At 70.9% G+C, this 26,517-nt stretch carries 29 protein-coding genes; 10 read left to right on the top strand and 19 right to left on the bottom strand.

From position 1 onward, the window contains the following. The first annotated feature begins 74 nt into the window (after positions 1–74). Entirely contained in the window at positions 75–821 is a 747-nt protein-coding gene (locus WA670_RS12150) for an SRPBCC family protein (protein ID WP_336157736.1), read from the top strand. 2 nt (positions 822–823) lie between these two features. On the opposite strand, the gene WA670_RS12145 is transcribed toward WA670_RS12150, so the two are convergent. The 3 genes from WA670_RS12145 to WA670_RS12135 form a co-directional block, all read right to left on the bottom strand. Then, a complete protein-coding gene (locus WA670_RS12145) occupies positions 824–1,192 on the bottom strand; it encodes an SPW repeat protein (RefSeq protein WP_037811323.1) in 369 nt (122 codons plus the stop codon). A 61-nt stretch (positions 1,193–1,253) separates the two neighbouring features. Beyond that, complete coding sequence (locus WA670_RS12140) at positions 1,254–1,598, bottom strand: STAS domain-containing protein (RefSeq protein WP_037811322.1); 345 nt, start codon at positions 1,596–1,598, stop codon at positions 1,254–1,256. 75 nt (positions 1,599–1,673) lie between these two features. Beyond that, positions 1,674–2,372, bottom strand: a complete 699-nt coding sequence (locus tag WA670_RS12135) for a DJ-1/PfpI family protein (RefSeq protein WP_336157735.1) — start codon at positions 2,370–2,372, stop codon at positions 1,674–1,676. Between the two features lie 98 nt (positions 2,373–2,470). Between WA670_RS12135 and WA670_RS12130 the strand changes: the two genes are divergently transcribed. The 3 genes from WA670_RS12130 to WA670_RS12120 all read left to right on the top strand — a co-directional run bounded on the left by WA670_RS12130 (position 2,471) and on the right by WA670_RS12120 (position 5,856). Next, a complete protein-coding gene (locus tag WA670_RS12130; protein WP_037811315.1) occupies positions 2,471–3,448 on the top strand; it encodes a GlxA family transcriptional regulator in 978 nt (325 codons plus the stop codon). 668 nt (positions 3,449–4,116) lie between these two features. Then, positions 4,117–5,484, top strand: coding sequence for a YibE/F family protein (locus tag WA670_RS12125; RefSeq protein WP_442893096.1), 1,368 nt, complete (start codon positions 4,117–4,119; stop codon positions 5,482–5,484). 81 nt (positions 5,485–5,565) lie between these two features. Continuing rightward, complete coding sequence (locus tag WA670_RS12120) at positions 5,566–5,856, top strand: hypothetical protein (protein ID WP_336157734.1); 291 nt, start codon at positions 5,566–5,568, stop codon at positions 5,854–5,856. 45 nt (positions 5,857–5,901) lie between these two features. Here the strand turns inward: WA670_RS12120 and WA670_RS12115 are convergent, their stop codons facing one another. Together WA670_RS12115 and WA670_RS12110 are read right to left on the bottom strand one after the other, a co-directional pair. Continuing rightward, entirely contained in the window at positions 5,902–6,543 is a 642-nt protein-coding gene (locus tag WA670_RS12115) for a hypothetical protein (RefSeq protein ID WP_238605760.1), read from the bottom strand. Continuing rightward, positions 6,540–7,124 carry an MBL fold metallo-hydrolase gene (locus WA670_RS12110; RefSeq protein WP_238608328.1) on the bottom strand — a complete coding sequence of 195 codons (585 nt, stop codon included), beginning with the start codon at positions 7,122–7,124 and terminating at the stop codon, positions 6,540–6,542. Before WA670_RS12110 ends, WA670_RS12115 begins: the two co-directional genes overlap by 4 nt. A 136-nt stretch (positions 7,125–7,260) precedes the next feature. On the opposite strand from WA670_RS12110, the gene WA670_RS12105 reads away from it, so the two are divergent. Together WA670_RS12105 and WA670_RS12100 are read left to right on the top strand one after the other, a co-directional pair. After that, positions 7,261–8,142: a peptidylprolyl isomerase gene (locus tag WA670_RS12105; RefSeq protein ID WP_037811311.1), complete on the top strand. Its 882-nt coding sequence runs from the start codon at positions 7,261–7,263 to the stop codon at positions 8,140–8,142. Between the two features lies 1 nt (position 8,143). Beyond that, on the top strand, positions 8,144–8,929 hold the full coding sequence (locus tag WA670_RS12100; protein WP_336157733.1) for an aminotransferase class IV: 786 nt from the start codon (positions 8,144–8,146) through the stop codon (positions 8,927–8,929). 7 nt (positions 8,930–8,936) lie between these two features. Here WA670_RS12100 and WA670_RS12095 read toward each other — a convergent pair whose 3' ends face one another. Genes WA670_RS12095 through WA670_RS12085 form a run of 3 tightly spaced genes read right to left on the bottom strand, consistent with a single transcriptional unit; the run spans position 8,937 to position 11,585 of the window. Then, complete coding sequence (locus WA670_RS12095; RefSeq protein WP_336157732.1) at positions 8,937–9,683, bottom strand: N-acetyltransferase; 747 nt, start codon at positions 9,681–9,683, stop codon at positions 8,937–8,939. A 43-nt stretch (positions 9,684–9,726) separates the two neighbouring features. Next, positions 9,727–10,506 carry an enoyl-CoA hydratase/isomerase family protein gene (locus WA670_RS12090; protein ID WP_336157731.1) on the bottom strand — a complete coding sequence of 260 codons (780 nt, stop codon included), beginning with the start codon at positions 10,504–10,506 and terminating at the stop codon, positions 9,727–9,729. A 56-nt stretch (positions 10,507–10,562) separates the two neighbouring features. Further along, positions 10,563–11,585 (bottom strand): helix-turn-helix transcriptional regulator, encoded by a 1,023-nt coding sequence (locus WA670_RS12085; protein ID WP_134661803.1) that lies wholly within the window; start codon positions 11,583–11,585, stop codon positions 10,563–10,565. 88 nt (positions 11,586–11,673) lie between these two features. Between WA670_RS12085 and WA670_RS12080 the strand changes: the two genes are divergently transcribed. Together WA670_RS12080 and WA670_RS12075 are read left to right on the top strand one after the other, a co-directional pair. Continuing rightward, entirely contained in the window at positions 11,674–12,117 is a 444-nt protein-coding gene (locus WA670_RS12080; RefSeq protein ID WP_336157729.1) for a cupin domain-containing protein, read from the top strand. Then, positions 12,114–12,515: a DUF1304 domain-containing protein gene (locus tag WA670_RS12075; protein ID WP_336157728.1), complete on the top strand. Its 402-nt coding sequence runs from the start codon at positions 12,114–12,116 to the stop codon at positions 12,513–12,515. The genes WA670_RS12080 and WA670_RS12075 overlap by 4 nt, the downstream gene beginning before the upstream one ends. Before the next feature lies 1 nt (position 12,516). Here the strand turns inward: WA670_RS12075 and WA670_RS12070 are convergent, their stop codons facing one another. The 8 genes from WA670_RS12070 to ruvC all read right to left on the bottom strand — a co-directional run bounded on the left by WA670_RS12070 (position 12,517) and on the right by ruvC (position 22,005). After that, positions 12,517–14,874, bottom strand: a complete 2,358-nt coding sequence (locus WA670_RS12070; RefSeq protein ID WP_134661805.1) for a RelA/SpoT family protein — start codon at positions 14,872–14,874, stop codon at positions 12,517–12,519. Positions 14,875–15,460: 586 nt separating this feature from the next. Beyond that, positions 15,461–15,979: an adenine phosphoribosyltransferase gene (locus WA670_RS12065; protein WP_238605755.1), complete on the bottom strand. Its 519-nt coding sequence runs from the start codon at positions 15,977–15,979 to the stop codon at positions 15,461–15,463. Between the two features lie 5 nt (positions 15,980–15,984). Beyond that, positions 15,985–17,220, bottom strand: a complete 1,236-nt coding sequence (secF, locus tag WA670_RS12060) for a protein translocase subunit SecF (RefSeq protein ID WP_037811296.1) — start codon at positions 17,218–17,220, stop codon at positions 15,985–15,987. A gap of 1 nt (position 17,221) precedes the next feature. Then, the gene (gene secD / locus WA670_RS12055) at positions 17,222–18,943 is read right to left on the bottom strand and encodes a protein translocase subunit SecD (RefSeq protein ID WP_037811294.1); all 1,722 of its coding nucleotides are present in this window, start codon (positions 18,941–18,943) and stop codon (positions 17,222–17,224) included. 218 nt (positions 18,944–19,161) lie between these two features. Continuing rightward, positions 19,162–19,596 (bottom strand): preprotein translocase subunit YajC, encoded by a 435-nt coding sequence (yajC, locus tag WA670_RS12050; RefSeq protein ID WP_167756704.1) that lies wholly within the window; start codon positions 19,594–19,596, stop codon positions 19,162–19,164. 118 nt (positions 19,597–19,714) lie between these two features. Further along, positions 19,715–20,803, bottom strand: coding sequence for a Holliday junction branch migration DNA helicase RuvB (ruvB, locus tag WA670_RS12045; RefSeq protein WP_051728840.1), 1,089 nt, complete (start codon positions 20,801–20,803; stop codon positions 19,715–19,717). 6 nt (positions 20,804–20,809) lie between these two features. Further along, positions 20,810–21,406, bottom strand: coding sequence for a Holliday junction branch migration protein RuvA (gene ruvA, locus WA670_RS12040; RefSeq protein ID WP_037811291.1), 597 nt, complete (start codon positions 21,404–21,406; stop codon positions 20,810–20,812). Beyond that, the gene (ruvC, locus tag WA670_RS12035; RefSeq protein WP_037811289.1) at positions 21,403–22,005 is read right to left on the bottom strand and encodes a crossover junction endodeoxyribonuclease RuvC; all 603 of its coding nucleotides are present in this window, start codon (positions 22,003–22,005) and stop codon (positions 21,403–21,405) included. Before ruvC ends, ruvA begins: the two co-directional genes overlap by 4 nt. Before the next feature lie 133 nt (positions 22,006–22,138). Between ruvC and WA670_RS12030 the strand changes: the two genes are divergently transcribed. After that, a complete protein-coding gene (locus WA670_RS12030) occupies positions 22,139–22,582 on the top strand; it encodes a cupin domain-containing protein (RefSeq protein WP_134661809.1) in 444 nt (147 codons plus the stop codon). Between the two features lie 13 nt (positions 22,583–22,595). Here WA670_RS12030 and WA670_RS12025 read toward each other — a convergent pair whose 3' ends face one another. The 3 genes from WA670_RS12025 to pdxT form a co-directional block, all read right to left on the bottom strand. Further along, positions 22,596–23,117, bottom strand: a complete 522-nt coding sequence (locus WA670_RS12025) for a DUF4262 domain-containing protein (protein WP_037811286.1) — start codon at positions 23,115–23,117, stop codon at positions 22,596–22,598. Positions 23,118–23,436: 319 nt separating this feature from the next. Beyond that, positions 23,437–24,192 (bottom strand): YebC/PmpR family DNA-binding transcriptional regulator, encoded by a 756-nt coding sequence (locus tag WA670_RS12020; protein ID WP_037811285.1) that lies wholly within the window; start codon positions 24,190–24,192, stop codon positions 23,437–23,439. 59 nt (positions 24,193–24,251) lie between these two features. Next, entirely contained in the window at positions 24,252–24,887 is a 636-nt protein-coding gene (gene pdxT / locus WA670_RS12015) for a pyridoxal 5'-phosphate synthase glutaminase subunit PdxT (protein ID WP_336157726.1), read from the bottom strand. A gap of 413 nt (positions 24,888–25,300) precedes the next feature. Here pdxT and pdxS point away from each other — a divergent pair, with 413 nt between their 5' ends. Then, positions 25,301–26,212 (top strand): pyridoxal 5'-phosphate synthase lyase subunit PdxS, encoded by a 912-nt coding sequence (gene pdxS, locus WA670_RS12010; RefSeq protein ID WP_037811282.1) that lies wholly within the window; start codon positions 25,301–25,303, stop codon positions 26,210–26,212. The last annotated feature ends 305 nt before the right edge of the window (positions 26,213–26,517 follow it).

Here is a 26,517-nt window from a genome sequence, read left to right as displayed (position 1 = left end):
AACCGCCACCGCATTGACAGGTATTATTGTCAATGGCACGGTGATCGGGACGACCACGAGGAGGGACGCCGCAGATGCCACGCGAGTTCGAGGTGCGCAAAGAGGTTCAGCTGCCCGCGGAGCCCGAGGCCGTGTGGGAGGCCGTCGCGACCGGGCCGGGCATCGACTCGTGGTTCATGGGCCGCCACGAGGTCGACGCCGCGGCGAAGCGGATCCGGTTCAGCCTCGGCGAAATGCGCACCGAGGCGGAGATCACCGCGTGGGATCCCCCGCGCAGGTTCGCCTACCGGGGCGAAGCCGCCGAGGACGGCACGTTCGACGCGATGGAGTTCCTCGTGGAAGCGGCCGAAGGCGGCACTTCCGTACTCCGATTCGTGCACCGCGGGTTCGTCCAGGACGGCTGGGACGACGAGTACCACGAGTCCTTCGCCGTCGGCTGGGAGATGTACCTGCACACGCTCGCCGAACTGCTGGCGCACTTCCCCGGCCGCTTCGCGACGTACGTGACCGCGGACGGCCCGGCCTCGTCGGCGAGCCGCGACGCCTGGCCGAAGCTGCTGGCGGCGCTGGGTTTGCCCGCCGAACCCTCAGCGGGGCAACCGGTCCAGTTCAGCGTCGGCGACGAGGTGGTCGAGGGCGTCCTCGACTACTCGACCCCGAACTACGCCGGAGTCCGCACCGAGGACGCCCTCTACCGGTTCCACGAACGGTCGCTGCTCGGCATGCCGGTCGCGGTCGGACATCACCTGTTCCGGCCGGACGTCGACGAGACCGCCGAAAGCGCGGCCTGGAGCCGCTGGCTCGCCGACGCGCTCAGCTGACGTCAGCGGCGGCGCAGCAGCAACGCCGCACCGCCGGCCGCCACGAGGACTCCGGCGATCACGTTGCCGATCACCGCTCCGGTCGACGGCAGCGTCTCGTCGCCGTAGCGAAGCAGAAACGGAGACACCGCGGCCCACGCCCCGAGCACCGGCAGCACCCAGGTCAGCGCCTGCGCGCCGGAATCCCGCGCCCGCATGGCAGCGAAAACGACGATCGCCAGCCCGGCGACCGTGTTGCTCACCGCGAGTTCGGCCGCCCCGCCGAAGCGCAGCAGCCACGGCGCGGCGATCAGGTACAGCCCGGCCAGCACAGCGAGGCCCGCTGCGCCCCCGGAGACTGCGGTCTTGCCGGACATCGTGCTGGTGGACATCTGGGATCACCTCAGCAGATCTCGGTTCCACCCCACGGGTACCCAGATTCCGGCCGGGGATTCACGCCCCCGCCGCGGCGCACGCCTCGCGCAGGCCGCTGCGCACCGGGGCCTCGATCCCGGAGACGGCGAAAGCGCGCAGCACGAGCGGTCCGGTCGCCACGATCGAAAGCGCGGGCCGGGCGCGGCTCGTCTCTTCGAGCGCACGCAGTCCGGCGCAGCTGAGATAGCCGACCCGCGACAGGTCCACCACCAGTTTGCCGCCTGCCCCGGAGGCGGCCGAGAGCGCGGAGCGGAACTGCCCCACCGACGCGATGTCGATCTCCCCCGCCGCCGTGACCAGCACGATGTCCCCGTCCCTCCGGCTGGTGAAGACGGTCAGACCGGCAGCCCCGCGAGCACCCATTGGCGGAACGGTACGCGTTCGCGGGGCCCGGGCAAACCGTGCTGCCCCAGGTGGGTGGGGCAATTCACCGGAACGTCACTGCTGCGCCAGCAGCTTGTCCCGCAGCTCCGGGTGACCGGCCAGACCCTCCCGGACCGAGTGGTCGACGAACGGCCGCATTTGCTCGCGCGGTGCGAGCGACCAGTCGAGCGGGCCGAGCGGCGGCTGCGGGTCGTATTCGATGCCGAACTGGACGAGCCGCGCGGTGTCCGCTCCGCTCATCCGCTCCACCAGGTGCAACGCCAGGTCGATGCCCGCCGACACGCCGGCGGCGGTGATCACCGAGCCCGTGTCCGCCCAGCGCTGCCGGACCGGCGTGGCGCCGAACGCGCGCAGGGTCTCCAGGAACGTCCAGTGCGTGGTCGCCTCGCGGCCTTCGAGCAGGCCAGCTTGGCCCAGCAGCAGCGAACCGGTGCACACGGAGGTCATCAGCTCGGCGGAGGTCGCGGCGCGGCGGAGATAGCCGATGAGCTTCTCGTCGCCGAGCGCGCGCAGTGTCGGCGCGCCGCCGCCGGGGACCAGCACCCACGACGGGTCCGGAACCTGGTCGAAGGTGTGGCTCGGCGCGATCCGCAACGGCGTGTCGGTGCCGGTGGGTTCCAGGGTTTCGCCCACGACCGCGATGCGGACCGAAGAGTCGGCCGCCGCGTAGCCGGCGATCACTTGCAGCGGTCCCACCAGGTCGAGCGGCGTCAGGCCGGGGTAGACGACGAACGCGAAGGTTTTCTGGCTCATGCCGCCACCCTCCCGAGCCCGCGGGCCTCGCGGGACACGCGTGTCCGGAATCCTGCGAAGCCGGTTGATCCGGCCGGGCGAGCTGCTACGGTGCGGCCATGCCGAGTACCGCCCGGCAGGTCGTGATCCTCGGGTACCCCGACGCCGAACTGCTCGACATCGCCTGTGTGTCCGACGTTTTCGACGCCGCCACCCGGCTCGGCGCGGCCCGGCCGTACGAGGTCCGGCTCGCCACCGTCGACGGACTCCCCTTCGCGTGCCAGTCCGGGCTCACGCTCGCCCCGCACGTCCGGATCGACCAGGTCCGCGGCCCGCTCGACACGTTCGTCGTCGCGGGCGGGCTGGGCCATCTCGCCGCCGCCAAGGACGAGCGGCTGCTCGCCCACGTGCGACGGCTTTCGCAGCAGAGCAAGCGCACGGCGTCGGTCTGCACCGGGGCGACCGTGCTCGCCGCGGCCGGGCTGCTGAGCGGCCGGCGCGCCACCACGCACTGGTCGCACGCGTCGCGGCTCGCCGAGCAATACCCGTCGGTGACCGTGGACCCGGTGCCGCTTTTCGTGCGGCACGGCGACGTCTACACCTCCGCGGGCGTCACGAGCGGGCTCGACCTCACCCTCGCGTTCGTCGAGGAGGACCACGGCCCGACGCTCGCCCGCGAGACCGCCCGATCGCTGGTCACGTACCTGCAGCGGCCCGGAAACCAGGCGCAGGTGAGCATGTTCCTCGCCGGTCCGCCGCCGGAGCACCGGCAGGTCCGCGACCTCACCGCGTACGTCGCCGAACACCTCGCCGACGACCTCGGCGCGCACGCGCTCGCGAACCAGGCCGGCATCAGCACCCGCCAGCTGACCCGGCTGTTCGACGCCCATCTCGGCACCACTCCGGGGAAATACGTGCGAACCGTGCGCGCGGAACATGCCGCCCGCCTGCTGTCCGGCACCGACCTCCCGCTCGCCGCGATCGCGCGACGCTGCGGTTTCGGTTCCACGGAGACGCTCCGGCAAGCGTTCCTGGACCACTTCGACACCCCGCCCTCGGCTTACCGGCGAGTGCACCTGCGTTCTGCGCACGCCTGAACGAAACGCCCGCTTCCTCCCCCACCCGGTACGGGTGAACCGCGAGCCGGGAGGGCAGGATGTCCGCCGTGGCACCGCACGACTACCCCGACCAGGACCCCGACGACACCGGCCCGCTGCCGCGAGTGCCGGGCGAACCCGCGTCCCCGTCCTCCGCCGTGCCACCCGCCGCTCCGCCGCGCGCCCGGCCGGAGGGGCCGCGCCGGGTGCGCCGAGCCGACCCCGGACGACCGGCCGAGCGCCCCGGACGGGCGGCTGAGCCCGGACGACCCGGCAATCCTGAACGCACCGGCGACCCCGGATGGCCGGTAAAACGCTCCGGCGGCCCCGAGCGATCGGCGGAACCCGGGCGCAACCCCGAACGATCGGCGGAGTCTGGCCGACCTGTCGAGCGCAACCCCGAACGGTCGGCAGAGTCCGGCCGACCGGGTGAGCCCGGGCGGCCGGTCGAGCGCAATCCCGCGCGATCGGCGGAGTCTGGCCAAGCCGTTGAGCGATCAGGCAATCCCGGACGCACCGGCGAACCGGGACGGCGAGCCGAACGGCCCGGCGAACCCCGGCGTCCGCGTGCCGCCGCGCCACGGCCCGCCCAGCCCGGCGCCGCGCGCTCCGCGCAACCGGGCACCCCGCGCTCCGCCGATGCCCGCAGCGGGGCCCAGTCCGGCGAACTGCGCCTGCCCCGCCGTCCCGGCGACACCCCGCCTCCCGGCACCCGCCGCCGCCCTCCGGCCCGGCCGCCGCAGTCCGAAAAGGACAGTCTGGATCCCGTTCCGGCCAAGGAAACCCCGCCGCCCGCCGGGCACGGCCACGGTCATGGGCACGGCCACGGCCCGGCCGCCCCGGCGTCGCAGCGGGTCCGCAAACTCCTGATCTGGCTTCTCGCCCCGCTGGCGCTGGCGACCGTCGTCGGCATGATCGTCCTGTACCCGTGGGGCAGTTCGCTGCCGAAGAGCGCGGTGCCGCAAGGCACGCCGGTCCAGGCGGCGATCACGACCGCGACGTCCGGCCCGTGCCTGCAGCCCGGCCAGGTCCAGGTCGGCTCGCAGCCGGACCCGGACACGAAACCGTGCCTCACTGTCGACCTGCAGATGTCCGACGGCCCGGCAGCAGGGAAACCGGTGCGGCTGACCGTCCCGATCGAGCCGAGCACGCCGCGGTTCTCCGCCGGCGACAAGGTCGTGCTCGCCTACAACGGCGGGAATCCGCTCGATCCGCAGTCGTTCACGCTCGTCGATTTCCAGCGCGGCACGCCGCTGGTCCTGCTCGCCGCGCTGTTCGCGGTCGCCGTGCTCGTGCTCGGCCGCTGGCAGGGGCTGGCCGCGCTGGTCGCGCTGGTGCTGAGCTTCGTCGTGATCGTGCTGTTCGTGCTGCCCTCGATCCTCGCCGGGGAGAACCCGCTGGTGGTGGCGATCGCCGGGGCGGGCGCGATCATGTTCCTCGCGCTGTACCTGACGCACGGCCTGTCCGCGAGAACCTCGGTCGCCGTGCTGGGCACCTTGGTCAGCCTCGCGCTGATCGGGATCCTGTCGGCGATCTTCTCCGCCGCCGCGTCGCTCACCGGCCTCGACGACAGCACCACGACGCTGATCGCCTCGCTCGGCCACGGCATCGACGCGCGGGGCCTGCTGCTGGCCGGGATCGTGATCGGCGCGCTGGGCGTGCTCGACGACGTGACGATCACCCAGACCAGCGCGGTCTGGGAACTGCGCCGCGCGAACCCTTCGCTCAGCTGGCGCGAGCTGTACAGCTCGGGGCTGCGGATCGGCCGCGACCATGTCGGCTCCGCGGTGAACACGCTGGTGATGGCCTACGCCGGGGCCGCGCTGCCGGTGATGCTGTACTCCGCGATCTCCGGCGTCGGGCTCGGCGCGCTGCTCGGCAGCGAGGACATCGCCGCGGAGATCATCCGGACGCTGGCCGGTTCGGTCGGCATCGTCGCGGCCGTGCCGGTGACGACGGTCCTGGCCGCCTTGATCGCCGCCCGCGAGCCCGTGGAGCACCTCATCAGCACCACCAAACCCGCTGAATCACACTAGCCACACGGGGACTGACCCGGCCGGGCGCGGGCGTCGCGGATGAGGTACGAAGACCGCGACCCCCGCACCCGAGGAGGGGCTGTGTTCTCAGCCGTCCTGGCCGGACCCCGAGTCACCGTGCACCTGATCCGCCGCCTGTTCGCGTCGGTGCTGGAAGCGGCCGAAACAGTCCCGCGGATCGCCACCGCACTCGACGAGGTCCGCGCGACGCTGCGCCACCTCGAACGGCTGCTCTCCTACGTCGCCGAAGAACTCCCCGAGCTGACCGACCAGCTGGACCGCATCCGCGCCCGCGTCGACGACCTGCAGGATCGCGATAAAAGCGATCCCGCACGCGACGGCGGAGCCGGCGCCATCAAACACAGCTGGTGAGATCCACTCCCAAACTCAACCCCGGCCAGCTCAACCCCAGCCAACTCAACCCAACGTCGCGACAAAGCGGCTAACCGCCTCCATGGGAAACCGCTGCAAATACTTCCCCGAAGGAGCCGCCGAAGCCAGCCGGTACAAGGGCCGTTCCGCCACCGCGTCCCCGCGAGCCTCCGCCCGCAGCTCCGCAACCAGCAGCTCCGAAAACACCAGCCCGTTCGCCTCGGTGTTGTTCAGCACCGCGTCCGCCAGCCGACGCAGCTGCAGCGCTCCCAGCTCTCGTCCGCCGGTTCCGGAAAAGACCGCCAGGTCGAGCTTCACCGCGCGCCGCCGGTGGCCCGCGTTCACCAGCAGCGCCACGGTCCGGGTGCCGCGCACGTCGCTGATCACCACGTCCAGCCTGGGTGCGGAAAGCAGGTCCACCCGCCGGATGCCCCACGTGCGCACCACCAGCGTCGTGCCTTCCAGCCAGATCCGGCGGCGGTACGCGTAGAGGACCACGTAAATCAGCGGCAGCGCGACGACCGCCGCCACGATCAGCCCGGTCAGCTGTCCGCCGATCAACCCGGCGATCCCGCCGAACGCCGCGGCCAGGATCAGCACGCCGAAGACGCCGGACCACGCGCGGCGCCGGCGCAGCTTCGGCTCGTCGGCGAACAGCGGCAGGCGTTCCGCCGGCTTCTCGATCACTGCGCGGCTCCCGGCACGAAGGGGTTGGCGGCGCGCTCGCGGCCGATGGTCGTGGCCGGTCCGTGGCCGGGCAGCACGACGGTGTCGTCGGCGAGCGTGAGCAGTGTGCGCAACGAATTCTCCAGGTCGGCGCCGGATCCGCCGGTGCGCCCGACCGATCCGGCGAAAAGCGTGTCCCCCGTGAACACCAGCCTGCCACCCTCGCCGGTCTCGACGGTGAAGGCCACCGAACCCGGCGTGTGCCCGGGCAGCGGGAGCACGCCGAGCGTCAGCCCGGCCGTCTCGATCTCTCCCGGCGCGAGCGGTTCGAAGGGCCCGTCGTACCAGTCGGCGTCGCCCGGATGGAGCCGGACCGGTGCGGCAAAAGCGCGCGAAAGCTCTGCGGCCGCGCCGACGTGGTCCGGATGGCCGTGCGTGGCCAGCAGCGCGACCGGCGTCAGGTCGTGCTCCGCCAGCGCTTCGGCCAGCGGCCCGGCGGCCCCCTCGCCCGGGTCGACGACGAGGCACGGCCCCCCGGCGGCGGGGGCCAGCAGATAGCAATTCGAGCGCAGCGGACCCGCGGCGAACCCGGCGACGAGCACCGAACCCTCCTCCCCGGAAGCGGCCTTGATCACGACCCGGTGAAGACTAGCCGCCCCTGTACGGAGTCCTAACAGGCTGTGCCCATACACTGCCGCTACCTCAGACGTGTGACTTCGAGCGGAAACTGGAGGGCGGGTGGCGACCAACCAGCAGCGCCGAGAAGCCGCAAAGCGCAAACTCGAGCGGCAGCTCGTGCGCCGGGCGGAACAGGCGAAGCGACGCAAGATCGTGGGCGCTGGAGTGGTCGGCGGTGTGGTCCTCATCGTCGCCGGTCTCGTGGTGTGGATCGTGAACAGCGGGGGCAGCGGCGACCAGCAGGCCGCCGCGCCGCCGTCGAGTTCCGCGCCGCCGGTCCCGAGCGTCACGAACATCCCCACCGAGCGCACCGCGCTCCCCAAGCGCCCCAAGGCGCTGCCGAACCCGACGACGTGCTCGTACCCGGCCGACCCGAGCGGCAAGCCGCCGTCGGGCAAGAAGGCGACCGCGCCGGACGGCAAGAGCGTGTCCTCGTCCGGGACCGTGAACATCACGATGAAGACCACCCAGGGCGACATCCCGATGACGCTCGACCGCGCGCTCGCGCCGTGCACCGTGCAGGCGTTCGAGGCCCTCGCGAAGCAGGGCTTCTACACCGACACGATCTGCCACCGGCTCGGCGTCACCGACCTGCAGATGCTGCAGTGCGGCGACCCGGACGCGAAGGGCGACGTGACGACCGACGGCCGCGGCGGCCCGGGATTCACCGTGCCGGACGAGTTCATCGACACCGCGAAGTACGGCCGCGGCATCCTCGCGATGGCCAACACCGGCCAGCCGAACAGCGGCGGCAGCCAGTTCTTCATGGTCTACGGCAACGCGCCGCTGCAGCCGCAGTACACGATCTTCGGCAGCATCTCCGACGAGGGCCTGAAGGTGCTCGACAAGATCGCGAAGAACGGCATCGGCGCGATCGGCCAGGACGGGTCGACCGGCGAGCCCAAGCAGCAGGTCAAGTTCACCGCGGTCACGGTCTCCTGACGTGACCGGCCGGGTCGAGATCGGCGGTGCCGCTCCTGGCGCCGCCGATCTCGCCGCCGCGGCGACCAGCTACGGCCATTTCACCGCGATGCAGGTCCGCGACGGGCGCGTGCGCGGCCTCCGCTTCCACCTCGACCGGCTCGCGGCGAACACCCGCGAGGTGTTCGGCAGCGAACTGGACACCGATCTGGTCCGCCGCTACGTCCGGCGGCTCGTCGCCGGTCAGGGCGATTTGTCGGTGCGGGTGATCATTTTCTCGCGCTCGTCTCCGCACGACCCAGCGATGGTGCCCGAAATCCTCGTGCGCACCGCGCCGCCGCGCTCGCACGTCGCCACGCCGATGCGGCTGCGATCCGTTTCCTACCAACGGGATCTGCCGCACGTGAAGCATCTCGGCGGCTTCGGCCTGACGCACCATTCGCGCGCGGCCGTCCTCGCCGGTTACGACGACGCGGTGTTCCTCGCCGACGACGGCCGGATCAGCGAGGCAACGATCTGGAACGTCGGCTTCCTGCGCGACGGGACGATCGTGTGGCCGGAAGCCAAGGTGCTGCCGGGAATCACGTACCTGGTGCTGGAGGACCGGCTGCGCGCGGCCGGGGTGCCGCAGGAGACGCGGCCGGTCTACCCGGCGGAACTCCCGGAGTTCGACGCGATGTTCCTGACCAACTCGGCGACGATCGGCCGCCCGGTCGCCTCGGTCGACGACGTGCCGCTGCGTACCTCGCCCACCGCGACGGAACTCCTGACCACGGCTTACGAAGCCGCGCCCTGGGATGAGATCTAGCCCAGCCTCACGGCCTCCGGTGCTCCACCCACACGTTCGGCTCGACATACACCGCCGAGTCCTGCGCCACCGACACCAGCACCGGACTCAACGCACCTTCCACGACCACCGGACCATCCGTGTCCAACGGCAGCCCGGTCCACTCCCGCCACTGCGCGAGCGTGCCGGGAATGGTCATCGACACCGGGCAGACCTTCACGATCCGCCCGCCCGCGCGCACGTGCACCCGCAGCCACGCGTCGTAAGGCAAGCCGTCGTCGCGCACCCGGTAGGCGTACTCGCTCATCGGGGTCTCGGGTTCGTCCGCCTTCTGCGACGGCCGCACCGGGGCGTAGAGCACGTCGTGCCCGAGACGGAAAGCGTTGTCCCGCAACGCGTTCACCATCACCGAGGCAAGTCCCGTGCCCTGCCGTTCCTTGCGGACGACGATCTCCAGCGCGGTCGCCGCAGTGCGTTCGCGGCCGGCGAGCCGGTCGGCGTGCTGCCAGCGGATCACCTCGTCCCACCCGCCGTCGGGCAGCGTCTCGCGGCCGGGGCCGCCGAACGCGAACGGCGTCGAGTAGGCCTTGGCGACCGGTTCGTCGCCGTCGGTCGCGAGCAGCACGTAGTCGGCGACCGGGTCGAGTTCGCCGTAATACAGGTGCCCGGTCGGGTTGTGCTGCATGAACACCGGCCACGACCGGTCGAAGTCGGCGTGGTCGGTCGCCCGGAAGATCTCCGGGTTCTGGCTGCGGTGATGGATGGTCAGCGCCACAAGCTTCAGTCTCGCTGAGCCGTCAACGGGTTATCCGTGCCGGTCAGCGGTAGGTGAACTTCGGCGCGCGCCGGTTCAGGAACGCGTCCACGCCCTCCGCGTAGTCCTCCCCGTGCAGCGCGGCGAGCCGGATCTCCTCGACCTCGTCGTCGGTCTTCTCCTGCCCCGCGACGATCTTCTCGATGATCCGGTTCATCCCGCGGACCGAGGCCTGCGACCGCCCGCACAGGGTCTCGGTGAACCGGGCCGTCGCGGAGTCCAGGTCGGCGGCCGGGAAAACGTCGTTGACCAGCCCGATCTCGCGCGCCCGGGTGGCATCGACCAGTTCGCCGGACAGCAGGAAGTACTTGGCGTTCGCCGGGCCGACCAGCGACACCAGCTGCCGCGTCGAGGCGAAGTGGTAGACGATGCCGAGTTTGGCCGGGGTGATGCCGAAGCGCGCGTCGTCCGCGGCGAACCGGAAATCGCAGGCGACCGAGATCTGGCAGCCGCCGCCGATGCAGTTTCCCTGGGCCATCGCGACGGTCGGCTTCCGCATCGCGGTCAGCGCCGCCACCGCGCTGTCCACGGCCTTGTCGTACTTCGCGGCGGCCTCGGCGGTCGAGCGCAGCTCGCGGAACTCGCCGATGTCCGCCCCCGCGGAGAAATGCCGTCCGGCCCCGGTCAGCACGAGCACCTTCAGCTCGGGATCAGCCTCGACCTCCGCCGCCACGCCCGGGATCGCCGCCCACATGCCGCGGGTGATCGCGTTCATCTTCTCCGGGCGGGAGAACGTCAGCCGGGCCACGGCGCCGTCGCGGGTGAACTCGAGTCCGTCCGTCATGCCCAGCACCCTAATGCGCCCGCACCGCCGTCCCACTGTGGGACAGGTCACCGGGCCTAGCCGGACAGCCGCGCCGTCAGCTCGCCCCGGCTGCGCACGCCGACCTTGCCGAACACCGACTTCAGGTGGTCCTGCACGGTGTTCGCCGAGATCCCCAGCCGGGCTGCGATGTCCGAAGTGGACAGTCCGGACAGGACTTCCCGGCACACGTCGCGTTCGCGCGCGGTCAGCCGGTACGCCGCGAGCAGCACGTCCAGCAGCTCCCCGCCGGAAGCGCGGCGGATCGTCACGACGAGGTCGCGCGCGTCGTCGTCGGCGACCAACCTGCTGGCCTGCAACACAATCCAGCCGCCGTGCGCGTCGCGGACCCGGGCCCGGAACGTCCCGCTCGCGGCCGCCTGCGCCCCGGTCGCGACCGCGCGCAGCAGCACCGCGAACCGGCCGTCGGCGATCGAGTCCAATTCGGACTCCCACGCGCCGACCCCCTCGGTCGCGCCGCGACGGCGACCGTCCGGACCGACCACGACGATCGCCGGTTCCGCCGCCGGAGCCGCCCCTCGCGCCAGCGCGGCCACCCGGGTGGCCGCCGCCAATGTCGGTCCGATCGACAGCAGGAATTCCACCTCGCGGTCGCTGAACTCGCCGCGGCGCACCAGACCCGCCGCGGCCCAGCAGACGCCGTCCGCGCGAAACCCGACGCGCAGTTCGCTCTCCAGCCCGAGCGGCCGCCACACCTGCGTCCACCGGCCGCTGCGCTCGCGTTCGCGGCGCGGCAGGTCGGACAGCCGCGCCACCGGCACGGAACGGCGGGCGAGCTGCGCGAAGGCGTGCGGTTCCGCGCCGTCGTACTCGTACGTCGCCAGCAGCGGTTCGTACTCCCCCGGGATCCGCGCCCGGCCGCTGGTCATCGAGCTGATCACGGCGGTGTCCGGGTCCAGGGACGCCCAGCAGGTCAGTTCGGCGGGCACGATCCGCTCGACCAGTTCGATGGCCGCGCTGTGCAGCTCGGCGACCCCGCGACCGGCCGCGGCGAGAGCCGCCAGCTCCCGCCGCACGCTCCGCGCCCGGCCTTCCCACACCCGACGAAGTATGCGCGCGCTCCTCCCGCGCGGGTATCCCTGAATTCCGGGATGGTCCCGCTCCCCCGGCGTTTCTACCTTCGGCGGCATGACTCTCAGCGCAGCGGGCGAAGGCCCGGAACTGGACACACAAGACTCGACCGCGACGGTGAAAGCGTCCGCCGCGGACACCGGCGGCTACGAACTGTTCGAGATCGACGCCCCGCGCGGCCCCTCCGTCCCGCCGCACGCCGACCCGTGGACGAAGGGCTTCTACGTCCTGACCGGCCGGATCACCGTCTGCCTCGACGGCGAACTCCACGACCTGGGCCCGGGTTCGTTCGTGCACATCCCGGCAGGCACCCCGAACACCTTCACGGTGCACACGCCGCACGCGAAGTTCCTCGTGCTCACCCCGGACGACGCGATGGGCCGGTTCTTCCGCGAAATCGACGCCACCGTCCCGTCCGGCGCCCCGTGGCCCGACGCGGTGCCGCTGCTCGGCGCCATCGCCGCCCGGCACGGGGTCGCCTTCACGGAGCAGGCGCCGTGAACGCCGCGGTGCAGGTGTTCGCCGGGATCGCCGTTCTGGTCCACCTGCTGGCCTTCGCGTGGGAAGTCCTGCTGTTCGAACGCCCGGGCGTGCACGCGGGCATTTTCCGGATCCCTGCGGAAAACCTGCCCGCCACGCGGCTCTGGTCGTTCAACGTCGGCTGGTACAACCTGTTCCTCGCCGCCGGACCGGCCACCGGACTGGTGCTGCTGCACACCGGCGATACCGCGGGCGGACGCGTGCTCCTGCTCTACAGCTGCGCCTTCATGACGCTCACCGGGATCGCACTGGGCGTGTCCGACCTGCTCGCACTGAGCCGCCCACGCGGTGCAGGACGCGCCGGGGCGCTCGCCCAGGCACTCCCACCGCTTGCCGCGCTCGTCGCCACGGCGTTCTGACCTACGAAGCCGACGTCACCCGGTACACGTCGTACACACCCTCGACGCCGCGCACGACCTTCAGCACGTGTCCGAGGTGCTTCGGATCGCCCATCTCGAACGAGAACCGGCTCACCGCCACGCGGTCCCGCGAGGTCGTCACCGACGCCGACAGGATGTTCACCTTCTCGTCCGCCAGCACCTTCGTGACGTCCGACAGCAGCCGGTGCCGGTCGAGGGCCTCGACCTGGATCGCCACCAGGAACACCGAGGACGACGACGGCGCCCACTCCACCTCGACCAAGCGCTCGGGCTGGGTCCGCAGGTCGTCAGCGTTCGTGCAGTCGGTCCGGTGCACGCTCACACCGCCGCCGCGCGTCACGAAGCCGAGGATCTCGTCGCCCGGCACCGGCGTGCAGCAGCGCGCCAGCTTCGCCCAGACGTCGCTCGCGCCCTTCACGATGACGCCGACGTCGTTCGAACCGCGGCGGCGCGTGACCGTGGACGGCGTGGCCCGTTCGGCCAGCTCCTCCTCGGCCTCCTCGACCCCGCCGATCAACGCGACCAGCCGCTGCACCACGTGCTTCGCGCTCGTGTGGCCCTCGCCGACGGCCGCGTACAGCGACGAAATGTCGCCGTGCCGCAGCTCGGTGGCGACCGAGCCCATCGACTCCGCCGACACGAGCCGCTGGATCGGCAGCCCGACCTTGCGGATCTCCTTGGTGATCGCTTCCTTGCCCGCGTCGATCGCCTCGTCGCGGCGTTCCTTCGCGAACCACTGCCGGATCTTCGCGCGCGCCTTCGGCGAACCGGCGAACTGCAGCCAGTCGCGGCTCGGCCCGGCGCTCTCCGCCTTGGACGTGAAGATCTCGACGACCTCGCCGTTCTCGAGCTTCCGCTCGAGCGCGACCAGCCTGCCGTTCACGCGCGCGCCGATGCACCGGTGGCCGACCTCGGTGTGCACCGCGTACGCGAAGTCCACCGGCGTCGAATCCGCCGGCAGCGTGATGACGTCGCCCTTCGGCGTGAACACGAAGATCTCGCGCGCGGCCAGTTCGTAGCGCAGCGATTCGAGGAAGTCGCCCGGGTCCGCGGCCTCGCGCTGCCAGTCGAGCAGCTGCCGCATCCACGCGATCTCGTCCAGCTCCATCGCGTTGTTGCTGGCGTGCGTGCCCTTGGTTTCCTTGTACCGCCAGTGCGCGGCGATGCCGTACTCGGCGGTCCGGTGCATGTCGTAGGTGCGGATCTGCACCTCGAGCGGTTTGCCGTCCGGGCCGATCACCGTCGTGTGCAGCGACTGGTAGACGCCGAACCGCGGCTGCGCGATGTAGTCCTTGAACCGTCCGGGGACCGGCTGCCACAGCGCGTGCACCACGCCCATCGCGGCGTAGCAGTCGCGCACGTCCTCGACCAGGATCCGCACGCCGACCAGGTCGTGGATGTCATCGAGGTCGCGGCCGCGGACGATCATCTTCTGGTGGATCGAGTAGTAGTGCTTCGGCCGTCCCTCGACCTTCGCGGTGATCCGCGACGACACCAGGTTGTTCGTGAGGTCCGCGATCACCTTGCGCAGGTAGGTGTCGCGCGAGGGCGCGCGGTCGGCGACCAGCCGGACGATCTCGTCGTACTTCTTCGGCTGCAGGATCGCGAACGCGAGGTCTTCCAGCTCCCACTTCACCGTGGCCATGCCGAGCCGGTGCGCCAGCGGGGCGAGCACTTCGAGCGTTTCGCGCGCCTTGCGGGCCTGCTTCTCCGGCGGCAGGAAGCGCATCGTGCGCATGTTGTGCAGCCGGTCGGCGAGCTTGATGACCAGGACGCGCGGGTCCTTCGCCATCGCGATCACCATTTTGCGGATCGTCTCCGCTTCGGCCGAGGTGCCGAGTTTGACCTTGTCGAGTTTGGTGACGCCGTCGACCAGCTCGCCGACCTTGTCGCCGAAGTCGGCCTTGAGCTGCTCCAGGGAGTAGCCGGTGTCTTCCACGGTGTCGTGCAGAAGGGCTGCGACGAGCGTGGTGGTGTCCATGCCCAGTTCGGCCAGGATGGTGGCTACCGCGAGGGGGTGGGTGATGTACGGGTCGCCGGACTTGCGGCGTTGTTCGCGGTGGAGTTCTTCGGCTACGTCGTAGGCGCGCTGGAGCTGGCCCAGGTCGGAGTTCGGGTGGAGTTCGCGGTGGATGACCGCCAGGGGCTCGAGGACCTGTTTGACCGGGGCGGCTCGTTGGGCGGTGATCCGCCTGGCCAGGCGGGCGCGGACGCGGCGAGTCGCGGAGGGGTTGGGCGCCGCTCCGTTGGGCCGCCCGGTGTCCGCGGCGGTGGCGCCGTTCCTGGCGGGAGTCGCACCGCCTTTGGCGGGGACGTTGGCGTCGAGCTCTTGGCTCACCCGCACCTCCAGCTGCTTCGTGCGGCCTCGAACCTTCAGGGTAACCGGTTGGTCTTTTGGTCGGGGTGGTGACGTGGTGTTGGGGTGAGTTGTTCGGCTCGTCGCCTGGCGGCGACATTGCCTGTCTTGGTTGCGTGGGGCACCCCGAAGCTTGATTGTGCTGACGGTTCGGGGGTGCTTGTCAAGGCGGGAAAGATGCCTTGACAAGCACCCCCGAACCGCAGGGAGGCTTCGTATCGGGGTGCGGGGGAGGGGCTGGGTGCCTCGCTCGTTGGGTGCACCGGTGCGGCTGGTCCGCGGTTTGGGGATAGTGGCGGTGGGCTTCGCGGTGTGCGGTTAGCGCCCCAATGTGGCATTGGGTGCGTCAGATGCACCCAATGTGGCGTTCGGTGCGTCAGATGCACCCAATGCCACATTGGGGCGGCATCCCGGCGGCTGCGGGCCGGGCGAGCGGGCCGTGAAGGGCTCCTTGAGGGAACCTAAGTCCGTGAAGGGGTCCCTCACGGCCGGCGGAGGGGCGTGAGGGGAACCCTCACGGAATCAGAGTCAATGAGGGTGGCCCTCACGGACAAGTCTGCGGGGGGGGCTAGACGGTGCGGAGGGTGTGCACTGTGCGGCCGTCCAGGGCGGCGCGGCCGTTGAGTGCTGCCAGTTCCAGTACTACTGAAATGCCGGTGAGCGTTGCGCCTGCGTCTTCCAGGAGTTTCGCGGTTGCTGCCACGGTGCCGCCGGTGGCCAGGACGTCGTCCATGACTGCGATGCGTTGGCCTGGTTTTACGACGTTGGCGGGGAGTTCGACGCTGGCGGTGCCGTACTCCAGGGAGTAGTCCACTCGGCCTGCTACCGACGGGAGTTTGCCCGGTTTCCGCACCAGCACCACGCCCATGCCACGCGAGTAGCCGACTGCCGCGGCCAAGAGAAAGCCGCGGGCCTCGACTCCGGCCACCAGGTCGGTGGCCGGGTCGAGGGTGTTCGCCAGTGCGTCGGCGACGGCGGCGAAGCCGGGGCCGTCGGCGAACAGCGGGCTGAGATCGCGGAACAGGACGCCTGGTTCCGGGAAGTCCGGGACTTCGGCGATCAGGTCCAGTGCCTCGTCGAGCTTCATCGGGGTCAGCGCTTCTTCTTCCCTGACGGACGCTGCTTCGGGTGCCGCGCCGGGACGCCGGCCGCGGCGGCCATGGCCTTTTCCTTGCGGAGTTCGGCGGCCAGCTGGTCCTCGTCGGCCGAGTCGAAGTCGTCGTCGGCGGCTTCGCGCTTGGCTGCCTTCGCCCGGCGGGCGGCGACGCGCTCGGCCTGCTGGCGGTACTGCGGGTCGCGCATCTTGAAGTCGACCAGCAGCGGCGTCGCCAGCGCGACCGACGACAGGACGCCCACCAAGGTGCCGGTGAGCTGCACCAGCGCCAGGTCCTGCAGCGTGCCCGAGCCGAGCAGGATGTAGCCGACGATCAGCAGGCCCAGGATCGGCAGCAGGGCGATGAACGCGGTGTTGAACGACCGCATCAGGGTCTGGTTCAGCGCCAGGTTCGCCGCCTCCGCGTACGTGCGCCGCGACAGGCCGAGCAGGCCGCGGGTGTTCTCCCGGACCTTGTCGAACACCACCACGGTGTCGTACAGCGAGAACCCGAGGATCGTCAGCAGGCCGATCACCGTCGCGGGCGTGACCTCGAAGCCCACCAGCGAGTACACGCCGGCGGTGACCACGATGTCGTGCAGCAGCGAGATGAGCGCCGCGAACGCCATCCTGGTGTCGAAGTAGATCGCCAGGAAGATCACGACGGCGACCAGGAACACGGCGAGCGCGATCAGGGCCTGGCGCGAGATCTCGTCGCCCCACGACGCGCTCACCGCGCTGTCGCTGATCGCCTGCTCGCTCGACTTGCCGTTGCTGCCGATCGGGCCGAGGTCCTCGAAGATCTGCTTCTTGACCTTCGCGACCTGGTCCGCGGTCAGCGTCTCGGAGCGGGTCTGGATGGTCGACGCGTTGCCGGTGCCGACCGTCTGGGTCTCCGCCGGCGCCTCGCCCAGCGCGGTGTTGAACGACTTGATCACCTGGTCCTGGGTGATCTGGCCGTGCGAACCGTGCGCGGGCAGCTGGATCTGCGTGCCGCCCTCGAACTCGATGCCGACATTGAAGCCGCGGAAGATCATCGAGCCGATGCACACCAGGAGCAGCAGCGCGAAGAACATGTACCAGCGCTTGCGCGAGCCGACGATGTCGACCGCGCCGGTGCCGACGTAGAGCCGGTGGAAGAAGCTTTCCTTCTTGGCGGGCTTGGCCGCCGTGCTGCCCTGGCCGGTCGGGCCGTCGGGGCTGTCCGAGGTGACGCCCGCGGTTTCGTCGCTCACGTCAGGCCTCCTTCACGTTCGCGCGGCGGCCAGGAGCGGGGCGCGTGGACTTGCGCTGCGCGCCGAGCTTCTGGACGGCGCCGAGGCCGAGATTCCGGGGGTTGGACAGGAACTTCGACTTCGAGGTCGACACCATCGCCACGAGCGGATGCGTGACCAGGTAGACGACCACCAGGTCGAGCACCGTCGACATGCCGAGGGTGAACGCGAAGCCCTGCACGTCGCCGACCGCGATGATGTACAGGATCGCGGCGGCGAGGAAGCTGACCGCGTCCGAGGCCAGGATCGTGCGCCGCGCCCTCGCCCAGCCGCGCGGCACCGCGGACCGGAACGTCCGGCCCTCCCGGATCTCGTCTTTCAGGCGTTCGAAGTAGATGACGAACGAGTCCGCGGTGATGCCGATCGCGATGATCAGGCCGGCGACGCCCGCGAGGTCGAGCGTGTACCCGATCCACCGGCCGAGCAGCACCAGCACCGCGTAGACGAGCAGGCCGGACAGCACCAGCGACCAGATCGTGAGGATGCCGAGCAGCCGGTAGTAGAACAGGCAGTAGACGAACACGACCGCGAGGCCGATGGCGCCGGCGATCAGGCCCGCCTGCAGCGAGGCGTAGCCCAGCGTCGCGGACACCGTGGTGGCGTCGGACGAGTCGAACGACAGCGGCAGCGAACCGTACTTGAGGATGTCCGCCAGGTTCTTCGCGTCGGTCTGGGTGAACTTGCCGGTGATCTGCGTGTTGCCGCCGAGGATGGCGTTCTGCACGGTCGGCGCGGACACCACGTCCGTGTCGAGCACGAACGCCGCCTGCTTGCCGATGTTGGCCGACGTGAAGTCGCCCCAGGTCTTGCCGCCCGCGCTCTTGAAGCTCAGGTCGACGATCCACTGGCCGCGCTGCTGGTCGTAGCCGGAGTTGGCGTTGGCGATCTCGGTGCCGGGGATGATCTCCGGGCCGAGCACGTACTTGGTGGCGTCCTTGTCGCCGCAGGTGACCAGCGGCTGGTTCGGCAGGTCGTTGCCCTCCAGCGGGTCCGCGGCGTTCGGCGCGCAGGTGAGCGCGGCAAGCGCCTTCTGCTGCGCGGCCTGCGCGGCGGCGGCCTCCTGCTGGTTCTTCGGGTCCTTCGGCATCAGCGCGGGAGCCTGGCGCACGGCGCGGGCCTGCTCGATCGGGTTCTTGCCCGCGTCCTGGCCGCCTGCTCCCGAGGCCGGGGCCGACGGCGTCGTGCTCGGCGGCTGCTGCGCCGGGGCGCCTTCCGCTCCCCCGCCGCCGGCGGGCTTGCTCGGCGCGGTCGCCGGGGCGCTCGGGGCGCCGGAGGCGGGAGCCGAGGGCGGCGCGGCCGGGGTGTTCGGGACCGAGGTGATCACCTCGCGGATCCCGAGCTTGGCGGTCCGGCCCAGGTTCTTCGCCTCGTCGCCCTGCTCGCCCGGCACGGTGATCACGATGTTGTTGCCGTCGAGCACCACCTCGGTGCCGCCGACGCCGATCCCGTTGACGCGGGTCTCGATGATCTGGCGCGCCTGGTTCAGCGAGTCGCGGGTGGGCTGGCCGCCGTCGGGCGTGCGCGCGGTGAGCGTGACCCGGGTGCCGCCCTGGAGGTCGATGCCGAGTTTCGGCGTCGCTTTGCCGCTGCCGGTGAAGAACACCAAGGCGTACAGCACGACCACGATCAGGGCGAAGAAGGCGAGATAGCGTCCCGGGCGGAGATGCCCGGCCGATGGTGCCACTGTGCTTCGGTCTCCTCGAACTGGCACGGACTGGATGGACCCCAAGTGGTTCGGGTGCGCGAGCCGGAAGGGGGTCCCCCGGACGCGGCTGGGCGTGAACTATGACGGCGGACACGCACGCAGCACCGAGACAGTACTCGGTGCTGCGTGAGCCCGGCGTTCGCCCGTACCGACTTTCGTAGGCTGTGGGCGGATCACTGCCCGGTGAAGCCCGGGGGCTACTTCTTCCCGTGCTCGAGCGGGGGCGCCACCTGCGCACCGGAGGTCTGCTTCTCCTCGGCGGAGATCGACTCCTGGGCCGGGGCCTCCGAAGACGACGCGGCAGGCGCGGCCGACTCGATGCCCGCGGTCTCGGTCTCGGCCGAGTCCTCGTTCTCCTCGGTCTCGACGACCGGCTCGACCTTCTCGCGCACCGCGAGCCGCAGCCAGGTGGTGACGACGCCCGGCGCGATCTCGATGTCGATCGTGGTCTCGCTGCTCGTGTCGGCGACCGTGCCGTACAGGCCCGACGTGGTCATCACGCGGTCGCCCGGGGCGATGCTGTTCTGCATCTCCTGCTGAGCCGCCTGCTGCTTCTTCTGCTTGCGGGTGCCCATGACGAGCGGCACGGCCACCACGAGCAGCAGCAGCAACGGCAGCAGTAACTGGTTCATGACTCTCCTCGACGGACGCCTTTCTCGGCTGCCCGCGTCCGGTTTCGACGGATGTGCTGTGTTCGAGTGTGCCAGGTACCGGCGGAAACGCCACCACCCGGGCCGCTGTCCGCCCTTGTCAGGCCTGGTCGAACAGCGTCGGACCGCCCGCCTCGGGACGTCCCGCTTCCGGCGGCGGCACGAGCCCGAGGTGGTGCCACGCGGCCGCGGTCGCGACCCGGCCGCGCGGAGTGCGGGCGAGCATACCGGCCCGGACCAGGTAAGGCTCGCACACCTCCTCGACGGTGGTGGCCTCCTCGCCGACGGCGACCGCGAGCGTCGAAATGCCCACCGGTCCCCCGCCGAACGAGCGGGTCAGCGCGCCGAGCACGGCCCGGTCCAGCCGGTCCAGGCCCAGCTCGTCGACGTCGTAGACCTTCAGCGCGGCCTGCGCGACCTCCAGCGTCACCTTGCCGTCGGCACGCACCTCGGCGTAGTCGCGGACCCGGCGCAGCAGCCGGTTGGCGATGCGCGGGGTGCCGCGCGAACGGCCGGCGATCTCGGCGCAGCCGTCGCGGTCGATCTCGATGCCGAGGATGGTCGCCGCGCGGCGGACGACCAGTTCCAGCTCGGCCGCGGAGTAGAACTCCATCTGGCCGGTGAAGCCGAACCGGTCGCGCAGCGGGCCGGTCAGCGATCCGGACCGGGTGGTGGCCCCGACCAGCGTGAACGGCGCGATCTCCAGCGGGATGCTGGTCGCCCCCGGCCCCTTGCCGACGACGACGTCGACCCGGAAGTCCTCCATCGCGAGGTACAGCATCTCCTCGGCGGGCCGGGCGATGCGGTGGATCTCGTCGATGAACAGGACGTCGCCGGGCGCGAGGTTGGACAGCATCGCGGCCAGGTCGCCCGCGCGTTCCAGGGCGGGCCCGGAGGTGATCCGGATGGCCGCGCCCAGTTCGGCGGCGACGATCATCGCCATGCTCGTCTTGCCGAGGCCGGGAGGGCCGGACAGCAGCACGTGGTCGGGCGGGACGTCGCGCCGCCGGGCGCTCTCCAGCACCAGCTCCAGCTGCTCGCGGACGCGTTCCTGGCCGACGAACTCGTCCAGTTTGCGCGGCCGGAGCGAGGTTTCCAGGTCGCGTTCGCCGGTCTGGGCGAGCGCGGACAGGGTTTCGTCGTCCGCCTCGTACCCGCCGGTGTCGAACTCGGTGACTTCGTGGTTCATCGGCGGCTACCGCTTGCGGCCCAGCGCGGCCAGCGCCGCGCGCAGCACCGACGACGTGGTGTGCCCGTCGCCCTCGGACAGCACCTTGTCCACCGCCTGTTCGGCTTGTTTGGCCGGGAACCCGAGCCCGGCCAGCGCTTCGACCACCTCGCCGCGCAGCGCGCCGGGCGCGGTCACCACCGGGGCGTCGGCGGCGCCGCCGAGCGCGGTGACCTTGTCCCGCAGTTCGAGGCTGAGCCGTTCGGCTCCCTTGCGGCCGATGCCGGGGACCTGGGTGAGCACGGTGATGTTGCCTTCGACGAGCGCCGCGCGCAGCTTGTCCGGCTCCAGCACGGCCAGCGTCGCCAGCGCGAGCCGCGGCCCGATCCCGGACACCGTCTGGAGCAGGCCGAACAGCTCGCGCGCGTCCTCCTCGGCGAACCCGAAGAGGGTCAGCGAGTCCTCGCGCACGACCAGCGCGGTGTGCAGCCGCGTCTGCTCGCCGCGGCGCAGCGTGGCCAGCGTCGCCGGGGTGGCCTGCACGGCGAGGCCGACGCCGCCGACCTCGACCACCACGTGGTCGAGCCCGACGGACAGCACTTCGCCGCGTACCGAGGAGATCATCGTCGTGCTCCTGTTTCGTTCTGCTTCGTGGTGGTTCCGGCCGCCTTGGCCGCGGCCGCGAGCCGCGCCTTGTGCGCGCGGACCAGTTCGGCCGCGCGGGCCTCGGCCTCGGCGAGCCGGACCCGCATCGGCTCGCGCCAGAGGTGGCAGATGGCGAGCGCGAGCGCGTCGGCCGCGTCCGCCGGATGCGGTTTGACCTCGAGCCCGAGCAGCCGCATCACCATGGTGGTGACCTGTGCTTTGTCCGCGCGGCCGGACCCGGTGACGGCGGCCTTGACCTCGCTGGGCGTGTGGAAGACGACCGGCAGCCCGCGCCGCGCCGCCGACAGCGCCACGACCCCGCCCGCCTGCGCGGTGCCCATCGCGGTGCGGACGTTGTGCTGCGCGAACACCCGCTCGACGGCAACCGCTTCGGGCCGGTACTTGTCGAGCCAGCGCTCCACCTCGTCGGCGACGCCGAGCAGCCGCTGCGCGAGATCCTGGTCGGCGGGCGTGCGCACGACCCCGACCGCGACCGGGCGCACCGACCGGCCCTTGCCGCCGTCGACCACGCCGAGGCCGCACCTGGTCAGACCGGGGTCGACCCCGAGCACCCGCACCGTTTCTCCTTCGCCCGCGCGAACATTAGTTCGAGATGCAGGCTAACGGTCGCCGAGCGCGGCCCGGCGGACGGACACGCGAAAACGGCGGCCGAGGTGGACGCCGGATCCGCTCCGTGCGCACGATGGGGCCATGCCGGGACCGGAGGACTACGTCAAGCACCTGGGGCTGGAACCGTTGCCGGTGGAGGGCGGCCGGTTCGCGGAAAGCTGGCGCGCCCCCGAAGGTTCGGCGATCTACTACCTGCTCACCGCGCCCGAGATCTCCGCGCCGCACCGGCTCGACCGGGTCGAGGTGTTCGTGCACCACGCCGGTTCGCCAGCGCGGATGCTCCTGCTGCATCCGGACGGCGAGGTGACGCGCCCGGTACTGGGCAGCGACGTGGCCGCCGGGGAGCGCCCGCAGGTGGTGGTGCCCGCGGGGACATGGCAGGCCACGGTGTCGCTGGGCGCGTGGAGCCTGCTGGGCACCGTGGTGGTGCCGCCTTACACCGACGACTGCGTGGAGTTCGCCGATCCGGCGACGCTGGCCGAGCGCTTTCCGGACGCCGCCGACGACCTGGCCGCGCTGGGCTAGCCGGGAGCCGCGGTCAGGGGCCGTCGACGCCGGGGGTCCAGCTCTCCGGGTCGCCGCTTTCGGTGAGCACCGGCTGCCATTCGGCGAAGCCCTCGGGCGCGTCGGCGTGCCACGGGAAGTGCCCGTCCGGCGTCGCGACGATCATCTGCAGCGCCGGGAAGTCGCCGTCCGGGTAGACGAGGAACGCGGACCCGAAGTACTCCGGGTAGTGGCCTTTCGCGACGCGCTCGAAGATCACCGGCGCGCCCTCGAAGAAATCGTCGTAGCGTTTGCCGACCTCGAAGATCTCGCCGTTGGCGGAGCGGTCGACGTACGCGTCGAGCAGCACCGGGGCCATGTGGTCGGGCAGCCCGATCACGACCGCTTCGGGCACGTTGTGCAACGCCCACGCGCACGCGGTGAAGCAGTAGCCGGCCCCTTGGTCGTCGGCGGGCACGGCGATGACCGCGTTGCCCCGTTCCCTTGCCTGGGTCTCGATCCAGGCGATGAGGCTCTGCTCTTGCTCGGTGAGGGCGGAGGTCGTCACGGCGGACATTCTGCCCCACCCGCGCGCCCGAGCCCAGTCCCCGCGCCGGTCATTTTCCGCCTGCGCCAAGGATTTTCGCGGTTTCCGTTGCGCGGCAAGGGAAACCTTGCACGAAAACGGCCGCGCCCCCGGAGTGCCGGGAGCGCGGCCGTGTCGCGTGCGATTGGATCAGTCCACCTCGGCCATGACCTCGACGGAGACGCGGAATCCGGCACAGCGCGTAGACGTTGCCCGTCCCACCGCCGACATCAGTCCACCTCGGCCATGACCTCGACGGAGACGCGGAATCCGGCACAGCGCGTAGACGTTGCCCGTCCCACCGCCGAGATCAGTCCACCTCGGCCATGACCTCGTCGGACACGTCGAAGTTGGCATAGACGTTCTGCACGTCGTCGCAGTCCTCGAGCGCGTCGATCAGCTTGAAGACCTTCTTCGCGCCGTCGACGTCGAGCGGCACGCTCACCGACGGCAGGAAGGTCAGCTCGGCCGATTCGTACTCGAACCCGGCTTCCTGCAGCGCCTTGCGGACCGGGACGAGGTCGGTGCCCTCGGAGACGATCTCGAAGCTCTCGTCGAGGTCGTTGACCTCCTCGGCGCCCGCGTCGAGGACCGCCATGAGGACGTCGTCCTCGGTCGCGTCCGCCTTGGGCATGATCACGACGCCCTTGCGGTTGAACATGTAGGCGACCGAACCCGGGTCGGCGAGCGAGCCGTTGTTGCGCGTGAGCGCGGTGCGGACCTCCATCGCGGCGCGGTTCTTGTTGTCGGTGAGGCACTCGATCAGCACCGCCACGCCGTTCGGGCCGTAGCCCTCGTACGTGATGTTCTGCCAGTCGGCGCCGCCCGCCTCCTCGCCGGCGCCGCGCTTGCGCGCGCGCTCGATGTTGTCCTGCGGGACGGAGTTCTTCTTCGCCTTCTGGATGGCGTCGTACAGCGTGGGGTTGCCGTCCGGGTCCCCTCCCCCGGTCCCGGTGCGGGCGGCGACCTCGATGTTCTTGATCAGCCGCGCGAAGAGCTTGCCCCGCTTGGCGTCGAGGTTCGCCTTCTTGTGCTTCGTCGTGGCCCACTTGGAGTGGCCGCTCATCTTTCCTCCATCTGTTCCCGCAGCCGCGTGCCTCCCGGCGCGGCCGCCGCAATCCTTGCTCAGGCTTTCCGCACGAGCTCGACGAACAGCCGGTGCACGCGCTCGTCCCGGGTGATCTCCGGGTGGAACGCCGTGGCCACCACCGCCCCCTGCCGGACGGCGACGATCCTATCCGCCCTCGGCCCGTCCGGCGGGTCCTCCGGGTCCGGCACGGTGGCCAGCACCTCGACCCCGGCTCCCGCCTTCTCGACCCACGGGGCCCGGATGAACACCGCGTGCAGCGGCCCGCCGGGCAGCCCGGCGAACGGGAGGTCGGCCTCGAAGGAGTCGACCTGCCTGCCGAACGCGTTGCGGCGCACGACGACGTCGAGCCCGCCGAGCTGCTGCTGGTCCGGGCGCCCGTCGAGCACCTGGCGGGCCAGCAGGATCATCCCGGCGCACGAGCCGAACGCGGGCAGGCCGTCGGCGATCCGCTCGCGCAGCGGTTCGAGCAGCTCGAAGGTCTCGAGCAGCCGCGACATCGTGGTGGACTCCCCGCCCGGCAGCACCAGGCCGTCCACTTGGGACAGCTCGGACGGGCGGCGCACCGGAACCGCGCGCGCCCCCGCGCTCTCCAGCATCGCGACGTGCTCGCGCACGGCGCCTTGCAGGGCGAGCACGCCGACCGCCGGCCGTGCTCCCGTAGCTGTCGCCACCCGACCTCCCGTGAGACGTTCGCATCAGCTTAGGGGGGCCGCCCGGAACGCAACCGGGCAGGTCAGGCGGGCAGCACCGGGGCCGCCGCCCACTCGCGGAGCGCTCCGGCGGCCGGTCCCGGGCCGACGTGAAGTGGACTGCTGAAATCTGTCGCCAGTGGCCACCTCGAAGGTGGTCTCCCCTGACATCGAGGCAGCCCTTCTCCTGCGGGCCGGCCTCGTCTCCCATGGTAGGCCGTTCCGGAAGCCCCAGGTCAACGCTTCCCGGCGGAAAAGTGACCGAGCCCAAGTGGATCTTTCGGCGCGGAAAGTGGCCTTCCGAGATAGCCGCGCAATGGCCTGCCTCAGCGGTCCACCGTCGTCTTACGCTGGAGGAGAAGACCCATTCAGCTCCCCCGAGAAAGGCCCGCAAGGTGTCGCAGCAGCAGAACGCCGAACCCCAGACCGTCACCGGCACCGCGAAGGTCAAGCGCGGCATGGCGGAGATGCTCAAGGGCGGCGTGATCATGGACGTCGTGACCGCCGACCAGGCCAAGATCGCCGAGGACGCGGGCGCGGTCGCCGTCATGGCGCTGGAGCGCGTCCCCGCGGACATCCGCGCCCAGGGCGGCGTCGCCCGGATGAGCGACCCGGACCTCATCGACGGCATCATCGAAGCGGTGTCGATCCCGGTCATGGCGAAGGCGCGGATCGGGCACTTCGTCGAGGCGCAGGTGCTGCAGTCGCTCGGCGTCGACTACATCGACGAGTCCGAGGTGCTCACCCCCGCCGACTACGCGAACCACATCGACAAGTGGGCGTTCACCGTGCCCTTCGTCTGCGGCGCGACCAACCTCGGCGAAGCGCTCCGCCGCATCACCGAGGGCGCGGCGATGATCCGCTCGAAGGGCGAGGCCGGCACCGGCGACGTCTCGAACGCGACCACGCACATGCGCAAGATCCGCGGCGAGATCCGCCGCCTGCAGTCCCTGCCCGAGGACGAGCTGTTCGTCGCGGCCAAGGAACTGCAGGCGCCGTACGAGCTGGTCCGCGAGGTGGCTGAGGCGGGCAAGCTCCCGGTCGTGCTGTTCACCGCGGGCGGCATCGCCACCCCGGCCGACGCCGCGATGATGATGCAGCTCGGCGCGGAGGGCGTGTTCGTGGGTTCGGGCATCTTCAAGTCCGGCAACCCGGCGCAGCGCGCGGAAGCGATCGTGAAGGCCACGACGTTCCACGACGACCCGGACGTGCTGGCGAAGGTTTCGCGCGGGCTCGGCGAAGCCATGGTCGGCATTAACGTCGAGGACGTGCCGGAGCCGCACCGCCTCGCCGAGCGCGGCTGGTGACGTAGCCGCTCCACCTGAACTGACTGCGCGAGCGGTGAGGGACACCCGTCCTTCACCGCTCGCGCTTTTTACGTTCTGCACCTGTTATGGCCGAACCAGGCAGCGCTCGTAGCCGCGTTGCCGCTCCGCGACGTTCGGACGCTCACAACAGCCCATCCGTGATGATTGAAGATGATGCAAATCGCTCACTTCAAGCAGAAACGATCGTCTACACTGAGGGCCGCGCTCAGTTCACGGACCGAAGGGCCTTCATGTCAGAGCCGTCCTCCCCCGAGTCGTTCTCCTCCGAGTCCTCCGTGTCCTCC

The sequence above is a fragment of the Amycolatopsis sp. VC5-11 genome, from assembly GCF_037034185.1.
Classification (GTDB): domain Bacteria; phylum Actinomycetota; class Actinomycetes; order Mycobacteriales; family Pseudonocardiaceae; genus Amycolatopsis; species Amycolatopsis nivea.
This window is presented reverse-complemented; position numbering and strand designations above follow the sequence as displayed.

Excerpts from the sequence above, each read along its gene's own strand:
- WA670_RS12020 (WP_037811285.1), bottom strand. The coding sequence starts at position 24,192 with ATGAGCGGCCACTCCAAGTGGGCCACGACGAAGCACAAGAAGGCGAAC.
- ruvA (WP_037811291.1), bottom strand. The coding sequence starts at position 21,406 with ATGATCTCCTCGGTACGCGGCGAAGTGCTGTCCGTCGGGCTCGACCAC.
- WA670_RS12030 (WP_134661809.1), top strand. The coding sequence starts at position 22,139 with ATGCCGGGACCGGAGGACTACGTCAAGCACCTGGGGCTGGAACCGTTG.
- WA670_RS12135 (WP_336157735.1), bottom strand. The coding sequence starts at position 2,372 with ATGAGCCAGAAAACCTTCGCGTTCGTCGTCTACCCCGGCCTGACGCCG.
- WA670_RS12130 (WP_037811315.1), top strand. The coding sequence starts at position 2,471 with ATGCCGAGTACCGCCCGGCAGGTCGTGATCCTCGGGTACCCCGACGCC.
- yajC (WP_167756704.1), bottom strand. The coding sequence starts at position 19,596 with ATGAACCAGTTACTGCTGCCGTTGCTGCTGCTGCTCGTGGTGGCCGTG.
- WA670_RS12025 (WP_037811286.1), bottom strand. The coding sequence starts at position 23,117 with ATGTCCGCCGTGACGACCTCCGCCCTCACCGAGCAAGAGCAGAGCCTC.
- WA670_RS12065 (WP_238605755.1), bottom strand. The coding sequence starts at position 15,979 with ATGAAGCTCGACGAGGCACTGGACCTGATCGCCGAAGTCCCGGACTTC.
- ruvB (WP_051728840.1), bottom strand. The coding sequence starts at position 20,803 with ATGAACCACGAAGTCACCGAGTTCGACACCGGCGGGTACGAGGCGGAC.
- WA670_RS12080 (WP_336157729.1), top strand. The coding sequence starts at position 11,674 with ATGACTCTCAGCGCAGCGGGCGAAGGCCCGGAACTGGACACACAAGAC.
- WA670_RS12150 (WP_336157736.1), top strand. The coding sequence starts at position 75 with ATGCCACGCGAGTTCGAGGTGCGCAAAGAGGTTCAGCTGCCCGCGGAG.
- WA670_RS12140 (WP_037811322.1), bottom strand. The coding sequence starts at position 1,598 with ATGGGTGCTCGCGGGGCTGCCGGTCTGACCGTCTTCACCAGCCGGAGG.
- WA670_RS12090 (WP_336157731.1), bottom strand. The coding sequence starts at position 10,506 with ATGACGGACGGACTCGAGTTCACCCGCGACGGCGCCGTGGCCCGGCTG.
- WA670_RS12145 (WP_037811323.1), bottom strand. The coding sequence starts at position 1,192 with ATGTCCACCAGCACGATGTCCGGCAAGACCGCAGTCTCCGGGGGCGCA.